Annotated in this window: 24 protein-coding genes and 1 tRNA gene; 16 read left to right on the forward strand and 9 right to left on the reverse strand. The window is 48.7% G+C overall.

Features of this window, described 5'->3' with window-relative positions:
- The first annotated feature begins 10 nt into the window (after window positions 1–10).
- Both Q0986_RS13150 and Q0986_RS13155 read left to right on the forward strand, forming a co-directional pair.
- Entirely contained in the window at window positions 11–205 is a 195-nt protein-coding gene (locus tag Q0986_RS13150; RefSeq protein WP_299410972.1) for a hypothetical protein, read from the forward strand.
- Window positions 171–578, forward strand: coding sequence for a hypothetical protein (locus Q0986_RS13155; protein WP_299410975.1), 408 nt, complete (start codon window positions 171–173; stop codon window positions 576–578). Before Q0986_RS13150 ends, Q0986_RS13155 begins: the two co-directional genes overlap by 35 nt.
- Here Q0986_RS13155 and Q0986_RS22990 read toward each other — a convergent pair.
- Window positions 526–708 carry a type II toxin-antitoxin system VapB family antitoxin gene (locus Q0986_RS22990; RefSeq protein ID WP_366918583.1) on the reverse strand — a complete coding sequence of 61 codons (183 nt, stop codon included), beginning with the start codon at window positions 706–708 and terminating at the stop codon, window positions 526–528. The two genes, Q0986_RS13155 and Q0986_RS22990, sit on opposite strands and share 53 nt — an antisense overlap.
- 198 nt (window positions 709–906) lie before the next feature.
- Complete coding sequence (locus Q0986_RS13160) at window positions 907–1,920, reverse strand: D-cysteine desulfhydrase family protein (RefSeq protein ID WP_299410978.1); 1,014 nt, start codon at window positions 1,918–1,920, stop codon at window positions 907–909.
- A gap of 320 nt (window positions 1,921–2,240) precedes the next feature.
- On the opposite strand from Q0986_RS13160, the gene Q0986_RS13165 reads away from it, so the two are divergent.
- Complete coding sequence (locus Q0986_RS13165; protein ID WP_299410980.1) at window positions 2,241–2,543, forward strand: hypothetical protein; 303 nt, start codon at window positions 2,241–2,243, stop codon at window positions 2,541–2,543.
- A 710-nt stretch (window positions 2,544–3,253) separates the two neighbouring features.
- Here the strand turns inward: Q0986_RS13165 and hisA are convergent.
- A complete protein-coding gene (gene hisA, locus Q0986_RS13170; protein WP_299411012.1) occupies window positions 3,254–4,027 on the reverse strand; it encodes a 1-(5-phosphoribosyl)-5-[(5-phosphoribosylamino)methylideneamino]imidazole-4-carboxamide isomerase in 774 nt (257 codons plus the stop codon).
- 290 nt (window positions 4,028–4,317) lie between these two features.
- On the opposite strand from hisA, the gene Q0986_RS13175 reads away from it, so the two are divergent.
- The 4 genes from Q0986_RS13175 to Q0986_RS22995 all read left to right on the forward strand — a co-directional run bounded on the left by Q0986_RS13175 (window position 4,318) and on the right by Q0986_RS22995 (window position 9,461).
- The gene (locus Q0986_RS13175) at window positions 4,318–5,040 is read left to right on the forward strand and encodes an alpha/beta hydrolase (RefSeq protein WP_299410982.1); all 723 of its coding nucleotides are present in this window, start codon (window positions 4,318–4,320) and stop codon (window positions 5,038–5,040) included.
- A 327-nt stretch (window positions 5,041–5,367) separates the two neighbouring features.
- Window positions 5,368–6,513, forward strand: a complete 1,146-nt coding sequence (gene gshA / locus Q0986_RS13180) for a glutamate--cysteine ligase (protein WP_299410983.1) — start codon at window positions 5,368–5,370, stop codon at window positions 6,511–6,513.
- Window positions 6,514–6,538: 25 nt separating this feature from the next.
- Window positions 6,539–7,000: a tRNA (cytidine(34)-2'-O)-methyltransferase gene (locus Q0986_RS13185; RefSeq protein ID WP_299410984.1), complete on the forward strand. Its 462-nt coding sequence runs from the start codon at window positions 6,539–6,541 to the stop codon at window positions 6,998–7,000.
- 709 nt (window positions 7,001–7,709) lie between these two features.
- Complete coding sequence (locus Q0986_RS22995; protein ID WP_366918582.1) at window positions 7,710–9,461, forward strand: M23 family metallopeptidase; 1,752 nt, start codon at window positions 7,710–7,712, stop codon at window positions 9,459–9,461.
- Between the two features lie 128 nt (window positions 9,462–9,589).
- Here Q0986_RS22995 and fba read toward each other — a convergent pair whose 3' ends face one another.
- Window positions 9,590–10,669 (reverse strand): class II fructose-bisphosphate aldolase, encoded by a 1,080-nt coding sequence (fba, locus tag Q0986_RS13200; RefSeq protein ID WP_299410985.1) that lies wholly within the window; start codon window positions 10,667–10,669, stop codon window positions 9,590–9,592.
- A gap of 142 nt (window positions 10,670–10,811) precedes the next feature.
- Window positions 10,812–10,883: transfer RNA gene (locus Q0986_RS13205), tRNA-Lys, on the reverse strand.
- Between the two features lie 286 nt (window positions 10,884–11,169).
- Here Q0986_RS13205 and mgtE point away from each other — a divergent pair.
- The 4 genes from mgtE (at window position 11,170) to Q0986_RS13225 (ending at window position 14,881) form a co-directional block, all read left to right on the forward strand.
- Window positions 11,170–12,579 carry a magnesium transporter gene (mgtE, locus tag Q0986_RS13210; protein WP_299410987.1) on the forward strand — a complete coding sequence of 470 codons (1,410 nt, stop codon included), beginning with the start codon at window positions 11,170–11,172 and terminating at the stop codon, window positions 12,577–12,579.
- A gap of 75 nt (window positions 12,580–12,654) precedes the next feature.
- Window positions 12,655–13,266 carry a L,D-transpeptidase gene (locus Q0986_RS13215; RefSeq protein WP_299410989.1) on the forward strand — a complete coding sequence of 204 codons (612 nt, stop codon included), beginning with the start codon at window positions 12,655–12,657 and terminating at the stop codon, window positions 13,264–13,266.
- A 116-nt stretch (window positions 13,267–13,382) separates the two neighbouring features.
- Window positions 13,383–13,727: a hypothetical protein gene (locus Q0986_RS13220; RefSeq protein ID WP_299410991.1), complete on the forward strand. Its 345-nt coding sequence runs from the start codon at window positions 13,383–13,385 to the stop codon at window positions 13,725–13,727.
- A gap of 185 nt (window positions 13,728–13,912) precedes the next feature.
- A complete protein-coding gene (locus Q0986_RS13225; RefSeq protein WP_299410993.1) occupies window positions 13,913–14,881 on the forward strand; it encodes a class I SAM-dependent methyltransferase in 969 nt (322 codons plus the stop codon).
- Window positions 14,882–14,987: 106 nt separating this feature from the next.
- Here the strand turns inward: Q0986_RS13225 and Q0986_RS13230 are convergent, their stop codons facing one another.
- Window positions 14,988–15,872 (reverse strand): LysR family transcriptional regulator, encoded by an 885-nt coding sequence (locus Q0986_RS13230; RefSeq protein WP_299410994.1) that lies wholly within the window; start codon window positions 15,870–15,872, stop codon window positions 14,988–14,990.
- A gap of 107 nt (window positions 15,873–15,979) precedes the next feature.
- On the opposite strand from Q0986_RS13230, the gene Q0986_RS13235 reads away from it, so the two are divergent.
- Window positions 15,980–16,990, forward strand: a complete 1,011-nt coding sequence (locus Q0986_RS13235) for a zinc-binding alcohol dehydrogenase family protein (RefSeq protein ID WP_299410995.1) — start codon at window positions 15,980–15,982, stop codon at window positions 16,988–16,990.
- Window positions 16,991–17,085: 95 nt separating this feature from the next.
- On the forward strand, window positions 17,086–17,958 hold the full coding sequence (locus Q0986_RS13240) for a DUF4437 domain-containing protein (RefSeq protein ID WP_366918584.1): 873 nt from the start codon (window positions 17,086–17,088) through the stop codon (window positions 17,956–17,958).
- Here the strand turns inward: Q0986_RS13240 and Q0986_RS13245 are convergent.
- Window positions 17,955–18,131 (reverse strand): hypothetical protein, encoded by a 177-nt coding sequence (locus tag Q0986_RS13245; RefSeq protein WP_299410999.1) that lies wholly within the window; start codon window positions 18,129–18,131, stop codon window positions 17,955–17,957. The two genes, Q0986_RS13240 and Q0986_RS13245, sit on opposite strands and share 4 nt — an antisense overlap.
- A gap of 31 nt (window positions 18,132–18,162) precedes the next feature.
- Between Q0986_RS13245 and Q0986_RS13250 the strand changes: the two genes are divergently transcribed.
- From Q0986_RS13250 to Q0986_RS13260, 3 genes are read left to right on the forward strand one after another with little or no spacing between them, the layout of a single operon-like run.
- On the forward strand, window positions 18,163–18,999 hold the full coding sequence (locus tag Q0986_RS13250) for an enoyl-CoA hydratase/isomerase family protein (protein WP_299411001.1): 837 nt from the start codon (window positions 18,163–18,165) through the stop codon (window positions 18,997–18,999).
- Window positions 18,999–19,994 carry an LLM class oxidoreductase gene (locus tag Q0986_RS13255; protein WP_299411003.1) on the forward strand — a complete coding sequence of 332 codons (996 nt, stop codon included), beginning with the start codon at window positions 18,999–19,001 and terminating at the stop codon, window positions 19,992–19,994. The genes Q0986_RS13250 and Q0986_RS13255 overlap by 1 nt, the downstream gene beginning before the upstream one ends.
- A gap of 13 nt (window positions 19,995–20,007) precedes the next feature.
- Window positions 20,008–20,823, forward strand: a complete 816-nt coding sequence (locus tag Q0986_RS13260; protein WP_299411005.1) for an SDR family NAD(P)-dependent oxidoreductase — start codon at window positions 20,008–20,010, stop codon at window positions 20,821–20,823.
- A gap of 40 nt (window positions 20,824–20,863) precedes the next feature.
- Here Q0986_RS13260 and Q0986_RS13265 read toward each other — a convergent pair whose 3' ends face one another.
- Both Q0986_RS13265 and Q0986_RS13270 read right to left on the reverse strand, forming a co-directional pair.
- Window positions 20,864–21,538: a BON domain-containing protein gene (locus tag Q0986_RS13265; protein WP_299411007.1), complete on the reverse strand. Its 675-nt coding sequence runs from the start codon at window positions 21,536–21,538 to the stop codon at window positions 20,864–20,866.
- A 444-nt stretch (window positions 21,539–21,982) separates the two neighbouring features.
- Window positions 21,983–22,621 (reverse strand): ricin-type beta-trefoil lectin domain protein, encoded by a 639-nt coding sequence (locus Q0986_RS13270; protein WP_299411010.1) that lies wholly within the window; start codon window positions 22,619–22,621, stop codon window positions 21,983–21,985.
- Window positions 22,622–23,098 lie beyond the last annotated feature (477 nt).

The following is a 23,098-nucleotide window of genomic DNA, read 5'->3' on the forward strand; positions in this document are numbered from 1 at the left end:
TTATGGTGAAATGACGGAACAGCGTGCAGATTATGACGGGCCTTGGAAAGAGATTCTGGAAGCCTACTTTCAAAATTTCTTACGGTTCTTCTTTCCTAAAATTCATGCTGATATCCATTGGGACCAACATTATGAGTTTCTAGATAAGGAACTGCAGCAGGTGGTCCGTGATGCTGCAATTGGAACGCGCTACGCGGGGATATAAGCGTCAAGACGTTCTGAATCTGTTCCGCTTTATCGATTGGGTGATTACGTTACCGCAAGAGCTGGAAACGAGCTTTCGACAAAATTTAGAGGAATATGAGAGGGAAGTACAGATGCCTTATGTCACAAGTGTTGAAAAGATTGCCAAGCAGGAGGGCTTAAGAGAAGGGCTACTAGAGGGCATCAAACTCGGTTTGGAGTTGAAGTTTGGCAATGAGGGCTTAGAACTTCTAGCAGAAATATTTCAAATACAAGATATAGAAATCATTAGAGAAATTCAGTCTGGTATTAAAAAGGTAAGCTCGCCCAAAGAGCTACGTTCTATTTATAGTCGTAGTCTTCCTCGTAATCAATGGTGCCAAACAACTCTGTAATCTCAAGCTGCTGACGACGCATCACATATTCACGCAAAGCTTCTTCAACCACAGCACGTTTCGTTCTATGCCCACTTAGCTTTAAGGCAGCATGCATTAAGTCTTCGTCAATTTGCAAGTGAGTAACCATGCGTAAAGTGTCACACATAACCTTGCACACATATATATGTCTCAGTGGTTTGGGAAGAGTCTTCAGCTTTGTAAGTCACGTATTTTTTAATGGAGTAAACCACTAGCTGAAATTCCGTCTAGATCCTAGATTAAAGAATCGGTATGAGTGTTGAGGACTTGGGGGAGATGAGGCGGTGCAATTCTCAGAGATCGGCTTTCAGCCATCGCCAGCAGTTGATTCAGGCTCCTTTAGAGACAATTTCGGATCAAATAAAGCAGGTTGTCCGCCCGTATGCCAAAACAGAATGGTTTGTGGAGATTGAAACTGTCCACTTTGAATTAAATCTAGTAACCCTCCCATGGCTCGCCCCGTATACACTGGGTCCAACAGAATTCCCTCAGTTTGTGCGACTAAAGTAACGGCAGAGCGCTCTAGGTCGCTAACAATGCCATAGCCTGCTTCTTGGTAAGCGGTTTCTACTCGAAAGTCTGCGGGTTGAAACTGACAATCGGATAATTCGAGAATCTGAGCGGTCGAAGTCGCCAATTGGGCTAATTGCGCCTTATAGCTTAATGGTTCATCTTCAGCTTTATCAATCCGTATCCCAACTAATTCCACCTCCATTCCCAAGAGTGCCTTACCCACGGTTAGTCCTGCTTGCGTCCCCCCAGAACTAGATGCAAATGCTATGGCATCTATAGACCGCTCCATCGTTTGCATCTGCTGCTGAAGTTCAGCCATCGCCACTACAAAGCCAGCGGCACCAAGGGCATTTGAGCCGCCATAGGGAATCCTATAGGGATGTTTGCCTTGGCTGGTCAGTTGGGCTGCAATGGCACTCAGTTGTTCCCCTTTCCGATCTGCTCCTGTCCAGTGAAGGGTGGCTCCCAGGAGTTCATCTAACAGCAAGTTGCCATTGGCCTGGATAGGAGGCGTTCCTCCTAAAACCAGGTGGCACTCTAAACCCACCATTGCTGCTGCCGCCGCTGTTTGCCGACAATGGTTGGATTGAGCAGCCCCTGCTGTGATCACACAGTCACATTGTTGCTGTATCGCATCTGCAACTAAAAATTCTAACTTGCGGGTTTTATTTCCCCCGAGGGCTAATCCTGTTTGATCGTCTCGCTTCATCAAGATTCTAGGTCCCCCCAGAGACTCAGACAGACGGGATAGCTCCACAATCGGGGTGGGGAAGAAGCCTAAAGAAAGTCGAGGTAAGTTAGGAAACATACTGTTAGTCATCCGTTCTTTGGGCGGTTCGACTGGGTTTTGACTTGGTCAAAATTATAAATACAACGATTCATCACACAAGGTTATAACCGGCCTCGCTGGGTTGACAGTTCAGATTCTGACAGACTAAGTCACCTCTATCCTGAAATTCGATGGACCATCATAAGTCGCCAAATTGTGTAGCTCAATGACTAAGGGTAAAGAGATTGAAATATTTATAACGAAGCTATGACCCTTGCTTAGCCTGTATTTTTAAGGTTTTACCTTAAGGATGGGTAGTTTAATTGCCCATCAGTATATGGCTTTGTTAGCGGGACATTATGGTTTATCAACTGTGGGCTAGTTATTCCCCTCTCTTGCATCCTTTATTTGTGGGAATTGGCTTTTGTTTGGCCTGGGGAATTGTGGGGTTGTTAGTGTGGAATATCGGATCTGCGATCGCATATAGTGTCCGAGTCTCAAATCGGATGCATCAAATCCCCTGTAGCAACTGCCAATATTTCACAAACGATTATCATCTCAAATGTTCGGTCCATCCTGATATTGCTTTATCCGAGAAGGCGATTGACTGTAGAGACTTTGCTGCACCGCCTACTTTAACCCTAGATATCCAAGATATATAGGTGCATGGTGAGTGAGGATGGCAATATAATCGTTTCTTGGCCACACGAGTCTGATCCAAACTGGACTCAGGATGTTTGGATTCAGCTCAAGTCTGCTATCCCCATTCTTAAACAGTATGGATTCACACATACTGCCACGACCTCAGGCACTTTTCTACTATGGCAAGGAAACCAGCAAAGCGCTAAAGCTCTTGCCAAGGAACTTCAGCACTCCTATCCTCTTCTGAAGGTTGAATTTGAGCTTGAACAGCCCTGAAGCTATTAGACCTCTTGCATGAATTTTGCTTAAAGCTACTGTCTCTTACCCTTTATGGATTGCACTTGCCCCCCCATTCTGATACTGCTGGCAAAATTCACGTCCAGCTATATTGGGCGATCATGTCGATGGCTTTTACCCTTGCGCTCGCCCCCTAAATCCCCCACCAGTGGGGGACTTTACCTGTTTCTCCACACAGATATGCAAAATCAGATTTGAGAGAACAATGCTTGAGGTTTTCGGCCCTATTATCCAGCTTAGCTATAGGCTCAAAGTCCCCCAGAATGGGGGATTTAGGGGGCTGTAAAAGACTTTGCTATGTAAACAAATGCTTATTTCTCCTGGCATGGGGGCGGGGGGCCACGCAGGATTGGGGGCTATTCATGCAAGAGGTCCATCGAATCGTGTTCTCAATACCCAAGTTCAGATGGCTTGCAGAACAGCATTGTCATTCTCAGGCCAGCGCAGAAGAGCCTAAATCAGGGGGCACATCCTGCCAGCGACCCGGACCCACGGCCCGGAGGGCTTCAGGTAAAGCGATATCTTCTGTATATAAAGCCTTACCCACAATTACGCCCGTTACTCCGATCTCTTCTAATGCCAGCAAATTCAGCAGATCCGTAATTGAGCTAACCCCACCGGAAGCAATCACTGGAATCGTAATCGCCTCAGCCATTTCTCGCAGCATCGGAATGTTGGGGCCTTGTAGGGTGCCATCCCGTTGAATATCCGTGTAAATAATCGCCGCTGCTCCCGCCGTCACCATGCGTTTGGCTAGGTCTACTGCCAGAATCTCGGAGGTCTCTAACCAGCCTCGGGTCGCGACTCGGCCTTCCCTCGCATCAATGCCCACCACAATTTGATCGGGAAATTCCTGGCACAGCTCCTGGACCAGATCAGGATTTTCGATCGCAACCGTACCTAAAATACCCCGTCTTACACCTAAATTTAGAAGCTGGGTCACCCGAGTGCGATCTCGCAAGCCGCCCCCCACCTGTACCGGAATCTCTAGGGCGTCTACCACCGCTGCAATGGTCTCTAAATTGACGGGCTGGCCCGTTTTAGCACCATCTAAATCCACCAAATGGAGCCACTGGGCTCCTTGAGCTTCCCATGCCTTGGCCACTTCAACCGGATTCTCAGAAAACACTTGAGATTGGTCATAGTCCCCTTGATACAGACGGACACAACGGCCTTCCAGTAAATCTATAGCAGGGATAACATCCATTGGCTTACCTTCGTTGACTAACTTCTCCAGAGATGGCTTGGCCCCCTCCGATCTAAGCATGATTTGCATCCTTAGGATTGCCTTGCCCTTTGATTGTCCATGTAAAGTGGGACAGCGCAGTCACAAATCTCGATGCTTAATCAGGCAGTAGAGAAGCGTTCACAACTGTATCATCCACTCGAAATGATAGATTACAGCCGCCGTGATCAGCCACACGAATTTCAGAGAGGTGGTGCGTTTCGCCTTGAGGCAGGAACCCGAGAATCACAAATAAGTCAAGGTATGTGGGTATGCTGGTAAGAGAAAAAGGTAATCACCGCATCATTATGAGTTCAACAACATCACAGACCAACCACACTTGGCATCAATATCTTTTAGGAAGTTGTGCAGCTGTGCTGTTGAGCGCATTGCCCGCTGGGGCCGCAGAACGGGTTGTATTCAAATATGGTCCGATTGCTCGTTCCGTGCCAGTTAGTTCTTTGCGTCAGCTGGCAGATACGGGTCGGGCCCCTGCTGACCTCAAAGCCTACTTGGAGTTGGCAGACCAAGATCCGCAAAAAGTCAGTGAGACCTTGACTCGCCCCTTTGCGATCAGTCCGACTGAACTCGATCGACTGCTGAATAGCCCCATTGGAGATGTCATGCTGGATGAAGCTGGGGAAATTGTTCATCCCCCCTCAGACCGGGCCAATCGAGAGGCCATTCGTTCCGCTTTAGTCCTGGATGCAAGCCGGGATGGAGAAATCACGATCCTCGACACCCTCGAAAACTATCCCACCGACACCGTTGAGGTCGAAGGCGAACGCCTACTAGAGGCCTACCAGAAATATGGTCCCGTTATTGCCAAGGCCAAACAGTTTGCGCCTGCAGTGGGTGCTGCAAGTCCCTTGCTCAAGGAAGCTGCTCCTTTCTTGGAAGAAGCGAGTCCCTTCCTAAGAGAAGCTCAGCCCTATTTACAACGTTCAGGGGCTTTAAATATTCTCACGGACACCATCCGTTCTTTGCTTGAATAAGCCTGCCACGTCTTCTCAAGACTATCGGGGCGGCAGCCTAAACCACTCCCCCTGGCCCACTCTATCTGTAGGATCAGAGCTACTTTGGTCTGTTCCACAAGGGGCAGTACGGTTCTCTACCCAACCTCGGACCCGAAACATGTCAGAATATTAGCATTGTTGCAGAGGGTTGAGCGATGTCATGGCCCGTAACCTCTCACTCTCTGTCTTTAGCAATATTGGTGTGTAGCCATATCTGGGTTTGCCCTTATAGAAGTTAATCATTCTTTCTAGAGGTCTGGGTTAGATCTGCTCCATTGATTTGTATGACTAGAGCGAGGGAAACGCATGGTGCTTTCTAAAGGGTTTGAAGTTGAAATTTATACGGGACAGCCAACCGGCGAAATTGTTGGTTTGTCAGACCGTATTGTCCGCGATCTAGATGGATTTGTGCGGGAACCCGATAGCCGCAATGTTGAGTACACAACAGCACCGGCCCATCATTATGATCAGCTGCTGTGCGATCTGGTTAGACCGCGGTTGCAGTTACGCCAATATCTCCAAACCCTGGGTAATTACACCCTGATCCCCGGTAGTACCTTGGCTCTTGCCGATCACCAACAGTTCTATCGCTCTGACCCCAATAATCCCTACCACTCCTATATCGAGCAAACCTACGGCACAAGTGTGGTCACCGCTAGCATTCACATCAATATTGGCATTGCTGATCCCGAAGAATTGCTGCGTGCTTGCCGACTTGTCCGTATGGAAGCCCCTCTGTTTTTGGCACTGAGTGCTTCGTCACCTTTTTTGGGCGGACAAGTGACGGGATATCATTCGACTCGCTGGGCGGTTTTTCCCAAGACGCCGACTCAGGTTCCTCTTTTTACCAGTCATCAGCATTTTATTGATTGGACGGAATCTCAGCTATTGCAGGGGACGATGCAGAATGTTCGCCACCTTTGGAGTTCTGTGCGCCCGAATGGGAATTGTCGGCCCTATGACTTGAATCGTCTAGAGTTGAGAATTTGCGATCTAGTGACTCATCCGGTGCATTTGCTGGCCATTACGGCTTTGCTAGAAGCCCGAATCTTACAACTGATGGATGATCCCAACCTTGATCCTCTGATGGGTAGTTATCTTAGCTCTAACCCCGATCATCTGATGGCCCTTGCCGATGCCAACGAAGTGGCAGCTGCCACCCATAGTCTGGATGCGACACTCATCCATTGGCAAGATGGACGCCGCATTTTAGCCCGTGACTGGATTGAGGAGCTGTACACAGAGGTTTGGCCCACGGCTAAACAGGCTGGTTTTAGCTGTTTTCTCTCGCCGATCCATCAGATCTTGACACAGGGAAATGATGCCCAGAAGTGGCTGGCTCAGTCCGAGCAAGGGCAGTCGATCTCACAGACGGTCCAGGCTGCGATCGCAGAAATGACCCAAACTGAAATTGATCTTCGCGACAAATTATGTGAGCCTATAGCGGTATAGCGCCCAACCAAAGTCCAGACTGTTTATGCTCCGGGTTGTTCTTGTTTATCCCGAGATCCCTCCTAACACAGGCAATATTGCTCGGACCTGTGCTGCCACTCAAACCGAGCTGCATCTTGTAGAACCCTTGGGATTTGAAATTTCTGATCGGTATTTAAAGCGAGCAGGATTAGATTATTGGCCCTATGTAACGCTCCACACCCATCCCTCGTGGCCTGATTTTCAAGAGTGCCAGATGCGGCAAGGGGGACGTTGTGTCAGCTTTAGCACCTCAGGCACCCATAGCTATCTAGAATTCCAGTTTCAAGAGAATGACTGGTTGATCTTTGGCAGTGAGTCGAGTGGCTTACCCCGAGATATCCTGCAAACTAGTGCAGCAGTCCTACGGATCCCAATGCCCCAACCGCAAGTTCGGAGTTTGAACTTATCAGTCAGTGCTGCCGTTGGTTTGTTTGAAGCCCGGAGGCAGCTAACCTTGAAGTTGTAGCCTCATTCTCCTGCAGTTTTGTGCTGTCTGTTCTGGATATGGGGCAGAAGGGAGTGCATTGTGTTTATCAATCATTCACATCGGTAGATATTTATTGATGACTGAGGATAAGTGGTGCTATTTTTATCTTTCTGCGCCATAAAAATGCCAAATTACTATTTGAGGAGGCTAACAAAGATCAGAAAACTTTATTAGTGTAATAGCTATCGATTATCGGCTTAAGTCCTATTCGGTGGAATTTGCGTGTTTATACGCAAGCTTTTCTATGGATAGTTAGGCTATTGATTTGAATTCAGTAGTTATACGCAGGATATGTGCGATTGTTCCTGGGCAGATTAAATGAAAGACACTTAAGAGATATCAGTTCTCCCAGTAAATGACCATAGCTTGCGATTGGAATAACCCATCTTTAGGGGATATACCCCCGAACAGTATCAAGTGATACATTGTTGGGGGCAAAAATATGTATTGATGCTGGAATGTATTTCCTAGTCTTGACCTCGCCCCCTTTGAAGGCTTGTTTAATTTAAAGAAGCAGGGTATTTTTTCTTAATGCACGTTTGCGATCGCTCTCATTTAGATCACAGCTTTTCGCGCAATGTTATGAGATAATTAAAAACTTATAAATATTTTTAATTTCAAGCTTAATTTTACAAGTTCATTGTCTGAAGTTATCGAAGAGACACGTTAAGGATTCAGGAGGTCTTCATTGAAACGAGAAATTCCGCAGAAGATTGATACTGTCTTGTCAGGAGTATCAACTCTCCTTCGTCGAACTCGTTCTGCCAGTGTTCTAGGTTTTATGATCACGGTCAGTGCCCTCGGCGGACTTATAACCGAGCAATCAGCTCATGCTGTTGCTTCTACTCACTTCAACTCATCTGCTCGTCAGCCCTTACAGTTGCCGGACCTGATCGGTTCTTCTCGGTATAAGGTATCGACATACCAGGCTAGAAATACCTCAAAGCGCTCAACGTTTCTGCGAGATAAAGTTTCGCAGCGCAAAGCGATCCTTGTTGCCTCCAAATCGGAGCAGATTGAGCAGCCTACACCGTTTGCCACTCAACCTGGCAGCCCCCTAGCTGTAAAAACAGCAACTACACAGCCTAAGACCTTATCAACCGCTCAGTTGAACGAGGTTGAGGTTTCTTTCCCCCGTCGTCATTGGGTAGGATCTTCGCAGGGGTTAGTCAGTGATCTAGGGACACCTTTAGTTTCTGAGCATTTGTTTAAATCTATCGATCTGCTTGATTTAGGCAATAATTTAGAACTAGGTACCTCTGATATTTTAGACAGCGTTGCCATCAAAACTCGGGTTGCAGAACCCATTCTACTTGCCGGGTCACCCCAGCAGTCTTTGTTGAACTTAGATACTGCGCTTCCCCAATCTCTGGGTTCCGAGGAGGTTTCTGAGAGTGGGTCTCTGCTAACCCATCCCTTGAATCTATCGGCAGCCCTTGAGGACTCGCCTGACGCTTCTGAGCCGAAGAACAATAGCCCCAAGGTACCTCAGCCTACCTCTGTCGATACAGAAGAAGCCCTTGCGGTTTTACCGGATATTGACTTATCCCAAACGATTATCCCCAATGATCGAAATTCAGCCTTAATCGACTCTGGGGCGATTGTGCATCAAGTTAAACCTGGCGAAAGCTTAGAGGACATAGCTCGTCTGTACCAAGTGTCTGCCAATGAAATCGCTAAAGCCAATCGGGTTAGCGATCCAAGCTCTGTTGGTCCTCAGACTAAACTTCGGATCCCGGCTCACCAATCTCTTTCTCTGTCTCTAAGCACGGTCCAAGATATTGTCGCTCTCAATGATGCAGAGGCTAGCGATCAGGCTAGTGGTTTGACGGGTAAACGTGATCAGAACGTTAAAGCTAAGGACAAAGTTGCAGCTAAGGACACCAGAAAACCATCCGCCCCTCTGGCTGTCCTACCGCCGCAGCCTGCTTCTGAGACACAATTGAATCGTCGTCAAAATATTGTCGCGACTCGTAACCTTTTGCCCCAGGTTCCTAGCTTGGAACTCCCCCCCTTGTCTTCTGTCGATCGTTATTTGCCTAGCCAGATGTTGCCGGGGCCTCAAAAATATGTGTGGCCAGCTAAAGGCGTTTTGACCTCTGGGTTTGGTTGGCGATGGGGACGTCCTCATCGTGGGATTGATATTGCTGCACCTGTGGGTACACCTGTTGTTGCAGCTGCTCCCGGTGTTGTCAAAACGGCGGGTTGGAATCGTTGGGGTTATGGCAATTTAGTTGAGATTCGCCATCCTGACGGTAGCTTAACGCTCTACGCACACAATCATCGGATCAGGACACGTGTTGGGGAATCTGTCTCCCAAGGTCAGCAAATTGCGGATATGGGTAGTACAGGCCGGAGCACTGGACCCCATACCCACTTTGAATTGCATCCTGCAGGCAAAGGCGCCATTAACCCTGTTCCTTTGTTGAGAAAACTATGATTCCTGTCTTGTAAGGGCTTAAATCAACTATCAATATCATAAGAAGGCCGAGGGTTAATCCCTCGGCCTTCTTGATGGGAGTATTCAGGCAAATCAATCAATGGTTTGCCTGAAAGATCTTTTATCTTTTAGACAGCAACGGTTTTCTTGGTCGTTGCGTCTAGCTCACCTTTTGCATACTTGACTGCAAAAATGTCTAAGGGCTGTTGCTTAATCTTGCTGGCATTGCCAGAAGTGCCAAAGGACTCATAACGAGCTAGGCAAACTTGCTTCATGTACTTGATAGAAGGCTTCAAGAAATGACGGGGGTCAAAGTTGCTAGGATCTTTAAATGCTGCTTCCCGAATAGCGGCTGTAATCGCTAAACGGTTGTCAGTATCAATATTGACCTTACGAACACCACTCTTGATTCCCTTTTGGATTTCCTCTACAGGAACACCATAGGTTTCAGGAATTTTGCCGCCATGGGCGTTGATCATGTCGATCCACTCTTGAGGCACAGAAGAAGACCCGTGCATCACCAAGTGAGTGTTGGGTAAGCGGCTATGAATTTCTTCAATCCGGCTAATGGCTAGAATTTCACCGGTGGGCTTACGAGAAAACTTATAAGCACCGTGGCTAGTGCCAATAGCAACAGCTAGGGCATCCACTTGAGTCTGCTCAACAAACTCAACGGCTTCGTCAGGGTCAGTGAGAAGCTGATCACGGCTGAGCGTTCCTTCAAAACCATGACCATCTTCCTTGTCACCTTGACCGGTTTCTAAGGAGCCTAAGCAACCTAGCTCACCTTCAACGCTAACGCCGATGGCATGAGCAACTTGCACAACTTTACGGGTTACGTCAACGTTGTACTCGAAGCTGGCAGGGGTTTTGGCATCTGCTTCCAAGGAGCCATCCATCATCACGCTGGTAAACCCGTTTTTCATGGCGGAATAGCAAGTGGTTGGGCTATTGCCATGGTCCTGGTGCATGGCGATGGGAATATGGGGGTAGGACTCAACCGCAGCTGTAATTAAGTGGCGGAGAAAATGCTCACCCGCATAACTCCGGGCACCACGAGAAGCTTGCAAAATTACGGGGCTATCTGCCTCATCTGCAGCTTGCATAATGGAGATGATTTGCTCCATGTTATTGACGTTATATGCTGGAATGCCGTAGCCGTTTTCGGCGGCATGATCGAGCAAAAGCCGCATTGGTACAAGCGCCATAGTTGATCCTCCTAAATGTTTGTCGTCGATAAAAAAGCGAAAACTGCGCCGAATTCTTACGCTAATCTTTAGATATCCTACCCTGTCTAGCGGGTTCTCAGGTAGCTTTATCTAAAGTTGAGCAAAGACGAGCGATAAAATATGGGTCGCCCGGGATTCGAACCCGGAACTAATCGGTTAAAAGCCGAGTACTCTACCGTTGAGTTAGCGACCCTTAATGAGCTTATGTATCCTAGCATGGAAACCCACCCTAACATATCTTTACGGCACCTGTAAGGGGAACTTTTGAACCTGCGAATATTAAGTTGGCACCCGTGGGGAACTGCCGCTTAAAACAAGGGGATAGTGTACAGGAACAGAATAGCTGGGCTAATGGCATCTGCAATAGCGTACACTAAGGGCTGGCAGGATTTGTTTGAATGGCCCAGGGCCAATCGCCTGTTCATGCTCTCCAGGGGCGACCTGTTATGGATTAGCCAGCAGACAGGTGATTCATCAAAATGAGAGGATCTGGCTTGACTGAGCATTCTGATTCCAGATTACAAGTGGTTCCCCGCAAGGAGTTGCGGGAGCTGGTGCGATCGCAACTTCTGATGTTGCTGGAGCAAGGCAATTTGGGCGGGGCCAAGGCCCTATTAGTGCCTGTGCAGCCTGCCGATATTGCGGAGGCTATCGAAGAGTTGCCAGAGGCTCAACAGGCCATTGCTTTTCGTCTCCTTTCTAAAGATGAAGCCATTGAAGTCTATGAAAACTTAAACTCCAGCGTTCAGCAGTCCCTGATCGAAGAGTTTAAGCGTCAGGATGTATTAGACATTGTCGATAAAATGTCTCCTGACGATCGGGCTCGACTATTTGATGAATTACCGGCCAAGGTCGTCAGCCGTCTGCTCGATCAGCTGAGTCCCATCGAGCGTCAGGCCACAGCCCTGTTGTTGGGGTATGAGGCAGGCACGGCTGGCCGAATTATGACGCCTGAGTACGTGTCGCTGAAGGAGAATTTAAATGTTTTTCAGGCGTTGGAGCGGATCCGGAGTTTAGCGCGCTTTACCGAAACCATTTATTACCTCTATGTGGTTGATGTTGCTCGTCACCTAACGGGCATTATCTCCTTGAGAGATTTGGTGACGGCTCAACCAGAACAGACCATTGGTGAAGTGATGACGCGAGATGTGGTGTCCGTCAGTACGGATACTGATCAAGAAGAAGTGGCCCGTATTATTCAGCGCTACGACTTTTTAGCAATGCCCATTGTTGATCGTGAGGCACGTCTGGTAGGGATTGTCACGGTCGATGATGTGATCGACATTTTTGAAGAAGAAACCACGGAAGATATCTACCGTATGGGAGGGGTGCAATCGGGAGGCGATGACTATTTCCAAACGGATCTGATTACCGTTGCTCGTAGAAGAGTGGTGTGGCTATTGGTGCTGTTGTTGACGAATACAGGAACAACGGCAGTGATTCATAGCCAAGAAGATATGCTTAAAAAGGTGGTGGCGCTGTCTAGTTTTATCCCGCTCCTGATCGGGACAGGTGGCAATGTGGGGGCCCAATCCTCAACAGTGGTGATTCGCAGCCTCAATGTTGAGCAGCCTCAGGCGAATCATCCCCTATGGGTGATCCAACGAGAAGCTTTTGCTGGTGCGATTTTGGGTCTGATGTTGGGGGTAATTGTCGTTATTTGGGCCTATGTTTTGCAGGGGAGCTTTGCGGTGGCGATCGCAGTGGGGTGCAGTCTCGTTGCCATTTCGATTTTGGCTTCGGTTGCTGGGTCGGCCCTGCCCTTTGTCTTTAGAGCCATTGGATTTGATCCAGCGTTGATGTCAGCTCCCTTTATTACCACAGCGGTGGATGTGTTAGGGGTCTTAATTTATTTTGCCGTTGCCCGATTTATTTTGGAACATACTTAGGTGTGAAAAAGCTCAAGCTATCCACCAGACCGTTGCTGGTCGTGGGACTTGTTCTGCTGGGCAGTGTGGGAGTATATGGTGTTTTCACCAGACTGGGGTATGTATTTCCCCCTCTCGCAAGCGCCTGATGTTTTATGTGGGGAGAGTTGTACTGCCCAGCGGCTGCATCAACCGCCTGTAGGGAATGCACTGGTTAATGGCGATCGCGAAATCGCAACCTTGACGAATCTCTCTACCCTGGAAGCCGATAAACTCACCCTGCTGATTGAAAAATCTAAATTGAGGCTCACGGTTTACTACGACCAAAAACCACTCAAGTCCTATCCGGTGGTATTGGGAAGTGCGCCGACAGGGGACAAGTTACGAGAAGGCGATCGCAAAACGCTAGAAGGTTTGTTTCAAATTCAAGATAAATACCCCCATCCCATCTGGTCAAAATTTCTTTGGATAAATTATCCCACTGCCGATTCCTGGCGCAAACACTTGGCAGCTAAACGTCAGGGCAAAATCAAGATCAGCGATACCGTTGGCAGTGAAATTGGCATTCACGGGGTGCCATCAGGATCCGATCACTTAATTGATCAGCGTCAGAACTGGACTTGGGGCTGTATTTTTCTCAAGAATAAAGACGTTGATGAGCTATATGCGATCGTCAGCAAAGGAACTTGGATTGAGATTTTGCCTTAATCCGAAAATTTAGAATGGACATAACATTTGTTAGCCCTCGAAATCTCTATCCAAATTTATACTTCGTTTCCAACTTTTGAAGCTGCTATTTTGAGACATTATCTTTCTTGAGAATTATGAGTAGCGATATTGATCAGATAATTTGGCAACTTGCAGAGCACTACGATGACATGATGCTGCTTGGGCTTCATCAATTGTTGCTTACCAGAAATTTATTTATCCCATCGCAAGATCGCACTATACGGATTGCAGAAATATCAAACATGAAGCTAGCTGAACTCTATACCGGAATGCATCCTAACTGGGGAGGTACTGGCTTCTCAACACTTTCATACGGCGAGGCACTCGATATGGTCCTTACGCTTGATAATGTAGATGGTGCTCTTCTCCACAATAAACAGGACTCATGGGTTGGCTTTGATAAAAGAAAAATCTTATGGCTTCGGGAACAGTCAAAATGAATGATTTCTACATAATCTGAATACTGAATAAGTTGACATCTTCATTCTCTCGTTGGTTGGAATTACTATGTCTTCAACGAACTAAATTAAGTACTCCACCACAACGGACGTTAAGTTACCTGTTTCTGATTCGTTCTAAATGGAGCCAATGGAATAATGGGGGCAGGCAAGCAAGGAGTTGAGTGATGACAGTGGCCCACAATTCATCCTCTGGTTTGGCGACTCATTTGATCAATGGCGTTTTAGCCATCAAACCTCTGGCTAACTTTGCCAAGCGCCAAGCTCGATCCATGATGATCAAACGAGCAGAAGCTATCGGTATTGACTGGCGAGGAGAGGTACAGCGTCTGCGTTCTCGGGGCGGAGCGCTAGCGTTTGATCCGGCTTGGGAAAAGGATTTGGAGCAGATCCGAAATCCTGATTTGGTCTATCCAGACTATTACTTACAGCCGTTTCACGCCTATGCACAAGGAAACTTGAGTTGGGACGCCGCGACAGAAGTGGAAGTGGCCACCAAAGCAGTTCATGCTCAACTGTGGCCCGAAGCCAGTGCCGAACATACGATGAAACTGCGGCGCAATTATCTCAGCGCGCTTAATACCCAGCTTGCAGTTGCTCCCGAAATGATTCTGGATATTGGTTGTAGTGTTGGTGTGACCACCTTTGCCTTACAAAGGGCCTATCCCCAAGCACAGCTTACAGGCATTGATTTATCCCCTTACTTCCTGACCGTGGCTCAATATCGTTCTCGCCCCAAAGCCAATGGGGTAGAGACTGCTTCAGCGTCTGAGCCGATTCGCTGGGTACATGCCGCAGCCGAAGCGACGGGCTTGCCGGATAGCTCCTTCGATCTAGTATCAGCCTTCCTGCTGCTGCATGAATTGCCGCGCACCGCCACACGGGCGATTCTGCAAGAAGCTCGACGCATCCTGCGCCCTGGCGGTTATTTCGCCATGATGGATTCCAATCCCAAGGCTGAAGGATATGTCAAGATGCCGCCCTACGTGATGACATTACTCAAAAGTACGGAACCTTACATTGACGACTATTTCACCTTTGATACGGAACAAGCCATGGTGGATGCTGGTTTTACTCGGCCCACACGCACCGTCACTAGTCCACGCCATCATACCCTCATTGCCCAAGTTCAGTGAGGCAGCGCGGTGGTGGGAAATTGTCAGGTTATGAGCGATAGATCTTTGAAGTGGGCTCGCAATTCATGTGTGTGAGTTGACCATGTGTAAGATCTCCCCCTCCTCACTAGCGCTCCCAAGGTGGCACGGGCTGGAACCGTTCTAATAAAAAATCAATCATGGCATAAACTTTCGGAGCAATGATCCGACGACTGGGATACAGAAGCCAAATTGAGACATCTACCATCAGCGGGAAGTCTGGCAGTACCTCGACCAACAGCCCAGACTTCAAACTTTCGCTGGCATTCCAGACAGACTTGATGCCAATTCCCAATTCCTGCTCCAGCATTTTACGCAGGGCCTCACCGTCATTGACCATAAACGAGTGGGGAACGCTAATAGCCTGTCCGTTTTTAAACTTCCACTTCGTCACTTCAGCCAAGCTGACACATTGATGGTTTACCAAATCATCCGGTGTTGCAGGTGTACCATACCGCTCAAGATAGGCAGGAGAAGCAACCAGAATCCGCCGATCAGAGGCTAGCTTTCGCAGCATCAGGCTACTATCGGCCAAGGGGGCATTGCGGATAATTAGGTCATAGGCCCCTTCCACCACATCCAAGACTTCATCCGATAGCCGTAAATCCAGGCTGACTCGCGGATGGTGGGCGTGAAAGTCAGCCAGAGTAGGAATGATATACATCCGGCCAAAGGAGCCAGGCATGGTGATTCGCAGTACCCCTTCCGCCTCTGTCCCCTGTCCCTTGACGGCACTCAGTCCCGTTTCTAGGGTTTCAATCATCTGCTGGGCATAGGGCAAAAATGCCTCACCATCCGTGGTTAAAGAAACGGCTCGGGTCGTGCGGTTAAACAGCCGAAAGCCGACTGTTTCTTCGAGTTTCACCAGACGGGCACTAGCACTGGCAGGAGAAAGAGAAAGATCCTGCGCCGCCGCCGAGACCCCGCCACGCGCAGCAATCCTGAGAAATAACCGGAGGGATAAAATATCCATTTATCAAAAATATCCGAATTATAATTTCGCGAAAAGCCTGTTTATCTTTCTAATTTAAATAATTATCATGCGGATAACGGTCTAGTGATTCGATAGAAGGCGAAATAATGAAAGCCATTGGGTATAAGGATGCGGGGTCAGCAGCAGATGTCCTGATTGAATTTGAAACAGTAACGCCCCAACCGGGTCCAAAAGACTTACTTGTGGAGGTCCGAGGGGTTTCAGTGAATCCGGTGGATGTCAAACTGAGGGCCAGTGCTCAACCCGATGGTGAACCTCGCATTTTGGGGTTTGATGCTGCTGGGGTCGTACAGGAAGTAGGCTCAGATGTGACCTGGTTTCGACCCGGTGACGAAGTGTTCTATGCAGGCGACATTACTCGCCCGGGGACCAATGCCCCGTTTCAGGTCGTCGATGAACGAATCGTGGGTCGCAAACCCTCCTCCCTGGGGTTTACAGAAGCTGCTGGCATCCCCCTGACCAGTATTACAGCCTGGGAAATGCTATTTGATAGCTTCGGACTCAAAGAAGGTGAAGGCAGCGGGGAAGCGCTCCTCGTGATCGGCGGTGCAGGGGGAGTGGGTTCGATTCTGATTCAGCTTGCCAAGAAACTCACAGGGCTGACCGTCATCGCGACAGCCTCTCGCGAGGATACCCATGCTTGGGTCAAGAAAATGGGGGCAGATTATGTGGTCAATCACCGTAACCCCCTAGATGAAGAGTTGAAGTTTCTGGGCATTACCCCTCGATATGTGGCGGCTCTGACCCACACGGACAAGCATTTTGCTGCCATTCGGGAACTGATTAAACCCCGGGGACATATGGCGCTGATTGATGATCCGGGCGCTCTGGATGTGGCTTCTCTCAAAACCAAGGCGATTTCTTTGAGCTGGGAATTTATGTTTACCCGATCAATGTTTCAAACCGAGGATATGGACGTTCAGCATCAGTTGCTGAATCGAGTCTCAGAGCTACTCGACAATGGCACGCTGATCTCGACAGTCAATCATCATGGTGGCAGTCTCAATATTGAAAATCTGCGTGCTGCTCACGAATTCCAAGAAAGCGGCAAGGCCATTGGCAAGACAGTGTTGGATGGGCTGGCGGCAACTGGTTAAACCTTATTCCGGTTGCTAAGGAGGGAGAGTCCACTGAGGTTGATCGCGGACCCCTGGGAACCTCGGGGACTGCATTTTTTCACACGCTTGGAGGGATCAAAATGCTCAAGAACATCAAAACAGTTTTCATCCTGGCACTGGCCTTCGCCCTTACCGTCCTGGGTAACACGCTGGTTTCATCCCAAAGCCTTGCTCCAAAACTGAAAGCTACCACCGAGATTCTCCTAATGTCTGATGTTCAGTGGGGACCACTTAACCCCGCCCGTGGCGACAAAAGCCCAAAGGCGGGGCAGCTTTGGGGCGATCGTACTGGCTCAGGGCCATCTGGATTTCTCGTGGAGTTTGTGGATGGCTTCTCGTCGCCCCCTCATATTCACAATGTCACCTATAAGGGCATGGTTATTCAGGGTCTCCTTCACAACGATGATCCAGGTGCCCATAAGATGTGGTTGCCAGCAGGGTCTTTCTGGACCCAACCCGCTGGAGAAGTGCACGTTACTGCTGCCGACGATAGCAATAACCTGGCGTATATAGAGATTGAGGAAGGCCCCTATCTTGTTCGCCCACCGGAAGCAGCGTTTGACAATGGTGAACGGCCTGTTAATGTTGATAGATCGAATCTGGTGTGGCTAAATGCATCGAATATTACCTGGGTCGATCAGCCTGAAATGCTGGCCGGAGCCAAGATGGCCTTTCTCTGGGGTAACCCCCAAGACGAACAGTTGAACGGCACCTTAATTAAGCTGCCCACCGGATTTACGGGAGAAATACAAAGCCAAGCCTCCACCTTCCGTGCGGTTGTGATTCAGGGGCAACCCAGCCTCCACTCGGGTCAGACCAACGTCCTAGAGCCAGGCAGCTATTTTGGCTCGGAAGGGGAGACAGTGCATCAAGTCTCCTGCGAAGCCAAAGAGGAGTGCGTTATCTACGTGCGCGCTCAGGGCAAATATAACGTCGTTTCGTCCTAGCCCAAGCAGTAACCGTGCCAATTGACACGGACGACCCTCAGTAATACTCCCATCGATTCACGAAAAGCCTGAAGTCGTGGAGCGGTTACCCCTGCTTCAACGAAGGCTTCGGGTCTGATGGTCGGAAAGAATTGCAGGTGCGATCGCAAATCTTTCACCTCCAAACAACTCATCCCAATTCATCACTAAATAAGGAAATCGCAAATGAGTTACACCACGTTTAACGTTGAAATCAAAAACGCCATCGCTTGGGTCACCTTCGACTATCCCCCTGTTAATATTCAGGGCCTGCCGATGCTAGCCGATCTCAATATGCTGGCCCAAAGGCTAGAAACAGATCGCACCATCAAAGTCGTGGTGTTTCAATCCGCCCATCCCGAAATTTTTGTGGCCCATGCCGACACGAATTTCCTCAAAGACATGTCTGCGATCCCAGTCTCTCGCGACGAAGTTAAACTCCTCGATTTACAGGTGGTACTAGAGCGAATCAGCAAGCTACCCCAGGCCACCATCGCCAAGATTGAAGGCTTTGCCCGCGGTGGCGGTCACGAATTTGCCCTGGCCTGCGATATGCGATTTGCCGCCCGAGGTAAAGCTAAATTTATGCAGATGGAAGTTGCCATGGGCATCCTCCCCTGTGGGGGTGGCGCATCGCGGATGGCCCGTCAGATCGGCTTAGGGCGAGCCCTGGAAATTATTTTAGGGGCCAAAGACTTTGATGCCGACCAGGCCGAAGCCTATGGCACTATCAACAAAGCCCTCGACCCAGAGGAGATTGGCCCGTTTGTGGAAGCTTTGGCGAACCGGATCGCCCTCTGGCCCGCAGAATCGATCAACGCCTGCAAACAAAGCGTCTACGCCTCCATCGACAAACCCATTGACGAAGCCCTGCAGGAAGAAGCCTATTGGCTGTATCAGGCCACCAGCCAAACCCCGGCCTTAAAGCGCTTTACCTGGGCAGATGAAAACGGTGCCCAGTTCGATATGAACAATCAACACAATTGGCAAGAGATGGTTATTAGTGTGCAGGAGATCAAATAATGAATACAGAATGCAAGACTCACAAGCCTGTGGAAGATATCGGGTTTCAGCCCATTAATCGGGCCTACAACACCGTATTCCGTCCCAACCGATTAAGCCTCGGTCTCGTGGTCCCCATCGAGACCTACTCAAGGGGGGCAGTCCCCACCCTGGAACGTCATCTGGAGCGGATTCAGCTCGCCGAAGCACTCGGGTTTGCGGCGGTGTGGTTACGGGATGTGCCCTTCAACGTGCCCTCCTTTGGAGATGCGGGGCAGACCTACGACCCCTTTGTTTATCTAGGGCTATTGGCAGGCCAAACTCAGCGCATTGCCCTCGGGGTTGCCAGCATCATTCTGCCCATACGACATCCGGCCCATGTAGCTAAAGCTGCTGCTACTGCTGATGTCCTGTCAGGGGGACGGCTCATTCTAGGGGTGGCTTCGGGAGATCGACCCGAAGAGTATCCAGCCCTTAATCTTTCCTTTGAGCAGCGTGGAGCTATGTTTCGAGAGAGCTTTGACTACATCCGGCAGATGAGTCAAGCATCCCCCACCTTTGACAATGCATTTGGCAGCCCGAATAGTGGGATGGACATGCTGCCCAAACCCACCTCTGGGAAACTACCCCTCCTGATTACCGGAGGCAGTCAGCAAGCCCCTGAGTGGATTGCCCGGAACGGAGACGGTTGGATGACCTATCCACGCGATACGGTGATGCAAGCACGCGTCATTCGCGATTGGCAGGCACGGGTGGAAGCGATTGGCGGTGCTGACAAACCGATCATGCAGCCGCTGTATATAGATCTAACCGAAGACCCCGATACCCGACCACAACCGATCCATCTGGGATTCCGGTTAGGCGTAAACCATCTGCGGGCTTATCTCAAATCCCTGGAGCAAATCGGCATGAACCATGTAGCACTGAACCTGCGATTTAACCAAGCGGATATTGAAACAACTCTAAAACGTCTGGCCGACGATATCTTGCCAGAATTCACGGCCTCCAGTAATTGAGAAAGCCAAAACCATGACAAAAACGATTTTAATTACCGGTTCTACCGATGGTATCGGCTTAGAAACAGCCAAACTATTGGTCTCACAAGGCCACAGAGTACTGTTGCATGGACGCAACCCCACTAAGCTGGAGGTAGCCGCAAAATCCTTCTCCGCTTTGCCAGACAGTGTTGAAACCTATGTTGCTGATTTGTCTCGAATAACTGATGTGGCATCATTGGCTCAGGCGGTGGCTAAAAACCACCCTACCTTGGATATTCTGATTAACAATGCAGGGGTCTTCAAAACGCCTAATACGGTTACACCAGAAGGGTTGGATGTCCGCTTTGTTGTAAATGCGATCGCACCCTATCTCCTCACCCAGCAACTTCGTCCTCTGATGACACCCTCTGGACGGATCGTCAACGTATCCTCCGCAGCCCAGTCTCCAGTGAATCTAGAGGCCTTGACTGGACGAGTCCAGCTCACCGAAGACTTCACTGCCTATGCCCAAAGCAAGCTAGCCCTGACTATGTGGTCTCGAAGGTTGGCTCTTTCACCTCAGGGGGATGGCCTTACCATAATCGCGGTCAATCCTGGGTCCATGCTGGGCAGCAAGATGGTGAAAGAGGGCTTTGGCGTAGCTGGAGGAGATCTGCGGATTGGCGCAGATATATTAACTCGCGCAGCCCTAGCAGATGAATTTACGGCTGCCTCAGGTCAGTATTTCGATAACGACAAAGGTCAGTTTGCTTCGCCCCATACCGATGCCCTCGATCCACAGAAATGTCAGAAAGTTGTAGATGCTATGGAGGCAATTTTGGAAATATTAAAGAATAAGCATGGTTAGCTTGTGATGAGAATAAATCCCTATTGCTGTATCTAGTCGATCATCCACCCTCCGATTCAGACTCAGACAGCACGACCACCTCAGTGATATCAACTGTTCTCGCGCCCTTAGTGTTTTTGACTAGCTCAACCATTTTGTCTAAAGCACCCTGCTCAGGAACTTCACCGCTCAGCAATACTTTGTCTCCTTGTTGTTGAATATCCAACGTTGCTAATAAGGGTTTCAGGGCTGGATCTGCAACCATCCCTAAGATCACCCGCTTAGCCAACCCTTGGTGATCGTATTGACCCTCTGGACCGATATGTTCTGGCGCAATATAGGAGCGCCGACCGGGGAAGGTAGAGCGATACAGGAACAGCCTCCGTGAGGAAGGATAGTAGTAGGGAGAGTAATGGCGATACCGTCTACGATACTGAGGGTAGTGTCGAAAACTAGGATAAAAGCGTCGACCAAAACGACGACGGTGAATAGATCTATGGTGAGACCGTCCCGGGAAAGATCTAAAATTACGATGCCGAAAATTGCGATGAGGAAATCTTCTAAAACGACGTGGATAAATCCGTCGCCGATGTTTAAATCCACCACGACGATGCCTACCGGCTAATAAAATGGGTTCGTCAGGTTGAACTTGCGCAACGTTTTCTGCTTTAACAACGGCCACATCAACAGAGAAGGCTGTTAGCAGGGTTGCTAATACTAGAGTTGGGTACTTCATACGGTTACCTCCGTTTGAGGTCAGCCGTGGGGAATCGTATCAGTCATTCCCCCGTACATTACCCCATGACTGATTACAGAACATCATGTTTGGCTAAATTTGAGTCGCTTAGCCCTTGGTAATGAACTTCACCCAAGCTCAGTACTTATAGAGTAACGTGAAAACCTGAGAGTAGACTGAGCTATCATTCAATTTGTCTTATTGTGTAGATCGGTAAGGATCACTCGCGCAGGAAGCAATTTAGCATCGAGTTCTCCACTACAACCAATGTCAAGAAAATCGGTTGCATAAACTTGGTCAACGCATTTTGCCATTGTTTCGTTCCTTTAAGGAATTCAGCAATCCGACCACTCTACACTGAAGCTTCAGAGCAGTATGTTGCGAGTAGCACCAAAAGTATATCTTCCGCTTTGACACCACGCACCAGAGCCGCAATGTCTGAATCTACAAGCTAAAAGTCGACCATGCTTGATACTCTACATTGTCTGCGCTGCATGGTTGTAGTGACAGAGGTCGCATCACATGAACAGGTGTTGCGCCCCGCCCCTCTTTCTTTTCAGTGCTGCTAACTGTGACACATAACTCGGGAGCTGCCTGCAAAGTTAGGTTTCCGTTAGACTCTAGTGAAAACTTTTGTGTATCTGTACTGTCACAGGTAGCCAGCTCAAGATTAGCACCGGCTTCTGTGGATGAAGCTGTCATACAAACATCGAAGTACGGTATCTTAAATTGTCCTTGTTCAATAAGCGAAGCATCAAAACTTTGATCTTCTAGAAGACCTCCCGTGTAATCGTAGCAGGTGTGCGCTTGCAGTCCTTTTTCTATAGGTGCTTTGGTACCGCGTCCACCAGCGATATCTAGGCAATAGCCTCGGGATTCGTCAATATCATCGTTCAGTTTAACTTCCACCAATTTTTCTGCAGACTGATTGTTGGCCGCTGATTCTTGTGTGGATGGGTTATTGTCTGCCGATTCTTCTGCAGGCTGATTATTGTCGACTGATTCTTGTGTGGATTGACACGCTGATGTCGCACCGACCATTAGACCACAGGTAATGATGCCCCAGATGACAAGTTTATTCACTAAAAACTCCTTTAGAAAAGGTTCATGCAATAAATTTAAGTCGACGTAAGAACTTCTGGGCTTATGATAATACTTGTGGCTGGATCATATTACAAATGTTCGACCGAACAAGCACGATAACAGTGACAAAAAAATGTGAAAACACAGTGAAATGACGCGTGTATGAAGTCGTAAGTTGGTAACAGGGAAGTAAATGTTTTCATGGGTCACTCGGAAGCCTAAGAGGCTATGGCGCACTGGACTTTAATTACGCCAAATTTGGGTATGACAGACAAGCCGATCAACAGGATAGGTTCATCATTGGAAGACATATCCCTCTTTTATCTACCTAAAGTGATAAAAGAGGGATACATGCTTTGAGTGGGATTCTAAAATAATATCAAATCCGTTTAATCACCCATAATTAACTTACTGCCTCCTGCCACCAATAGAAGTTCGTCAACCCATGAATCAGCTCCCGACGCTCTAGCAATACTT

This window comes from Acaryochloris sp. IP29b_bin.148, from assembly GCF_028285565.1.
Lineage (GTDB): Bacteria > Cyanobacteriota > Cyanobacteriia > Thermosynechococcales > Thermosynechococcaceae > Acaryochloris.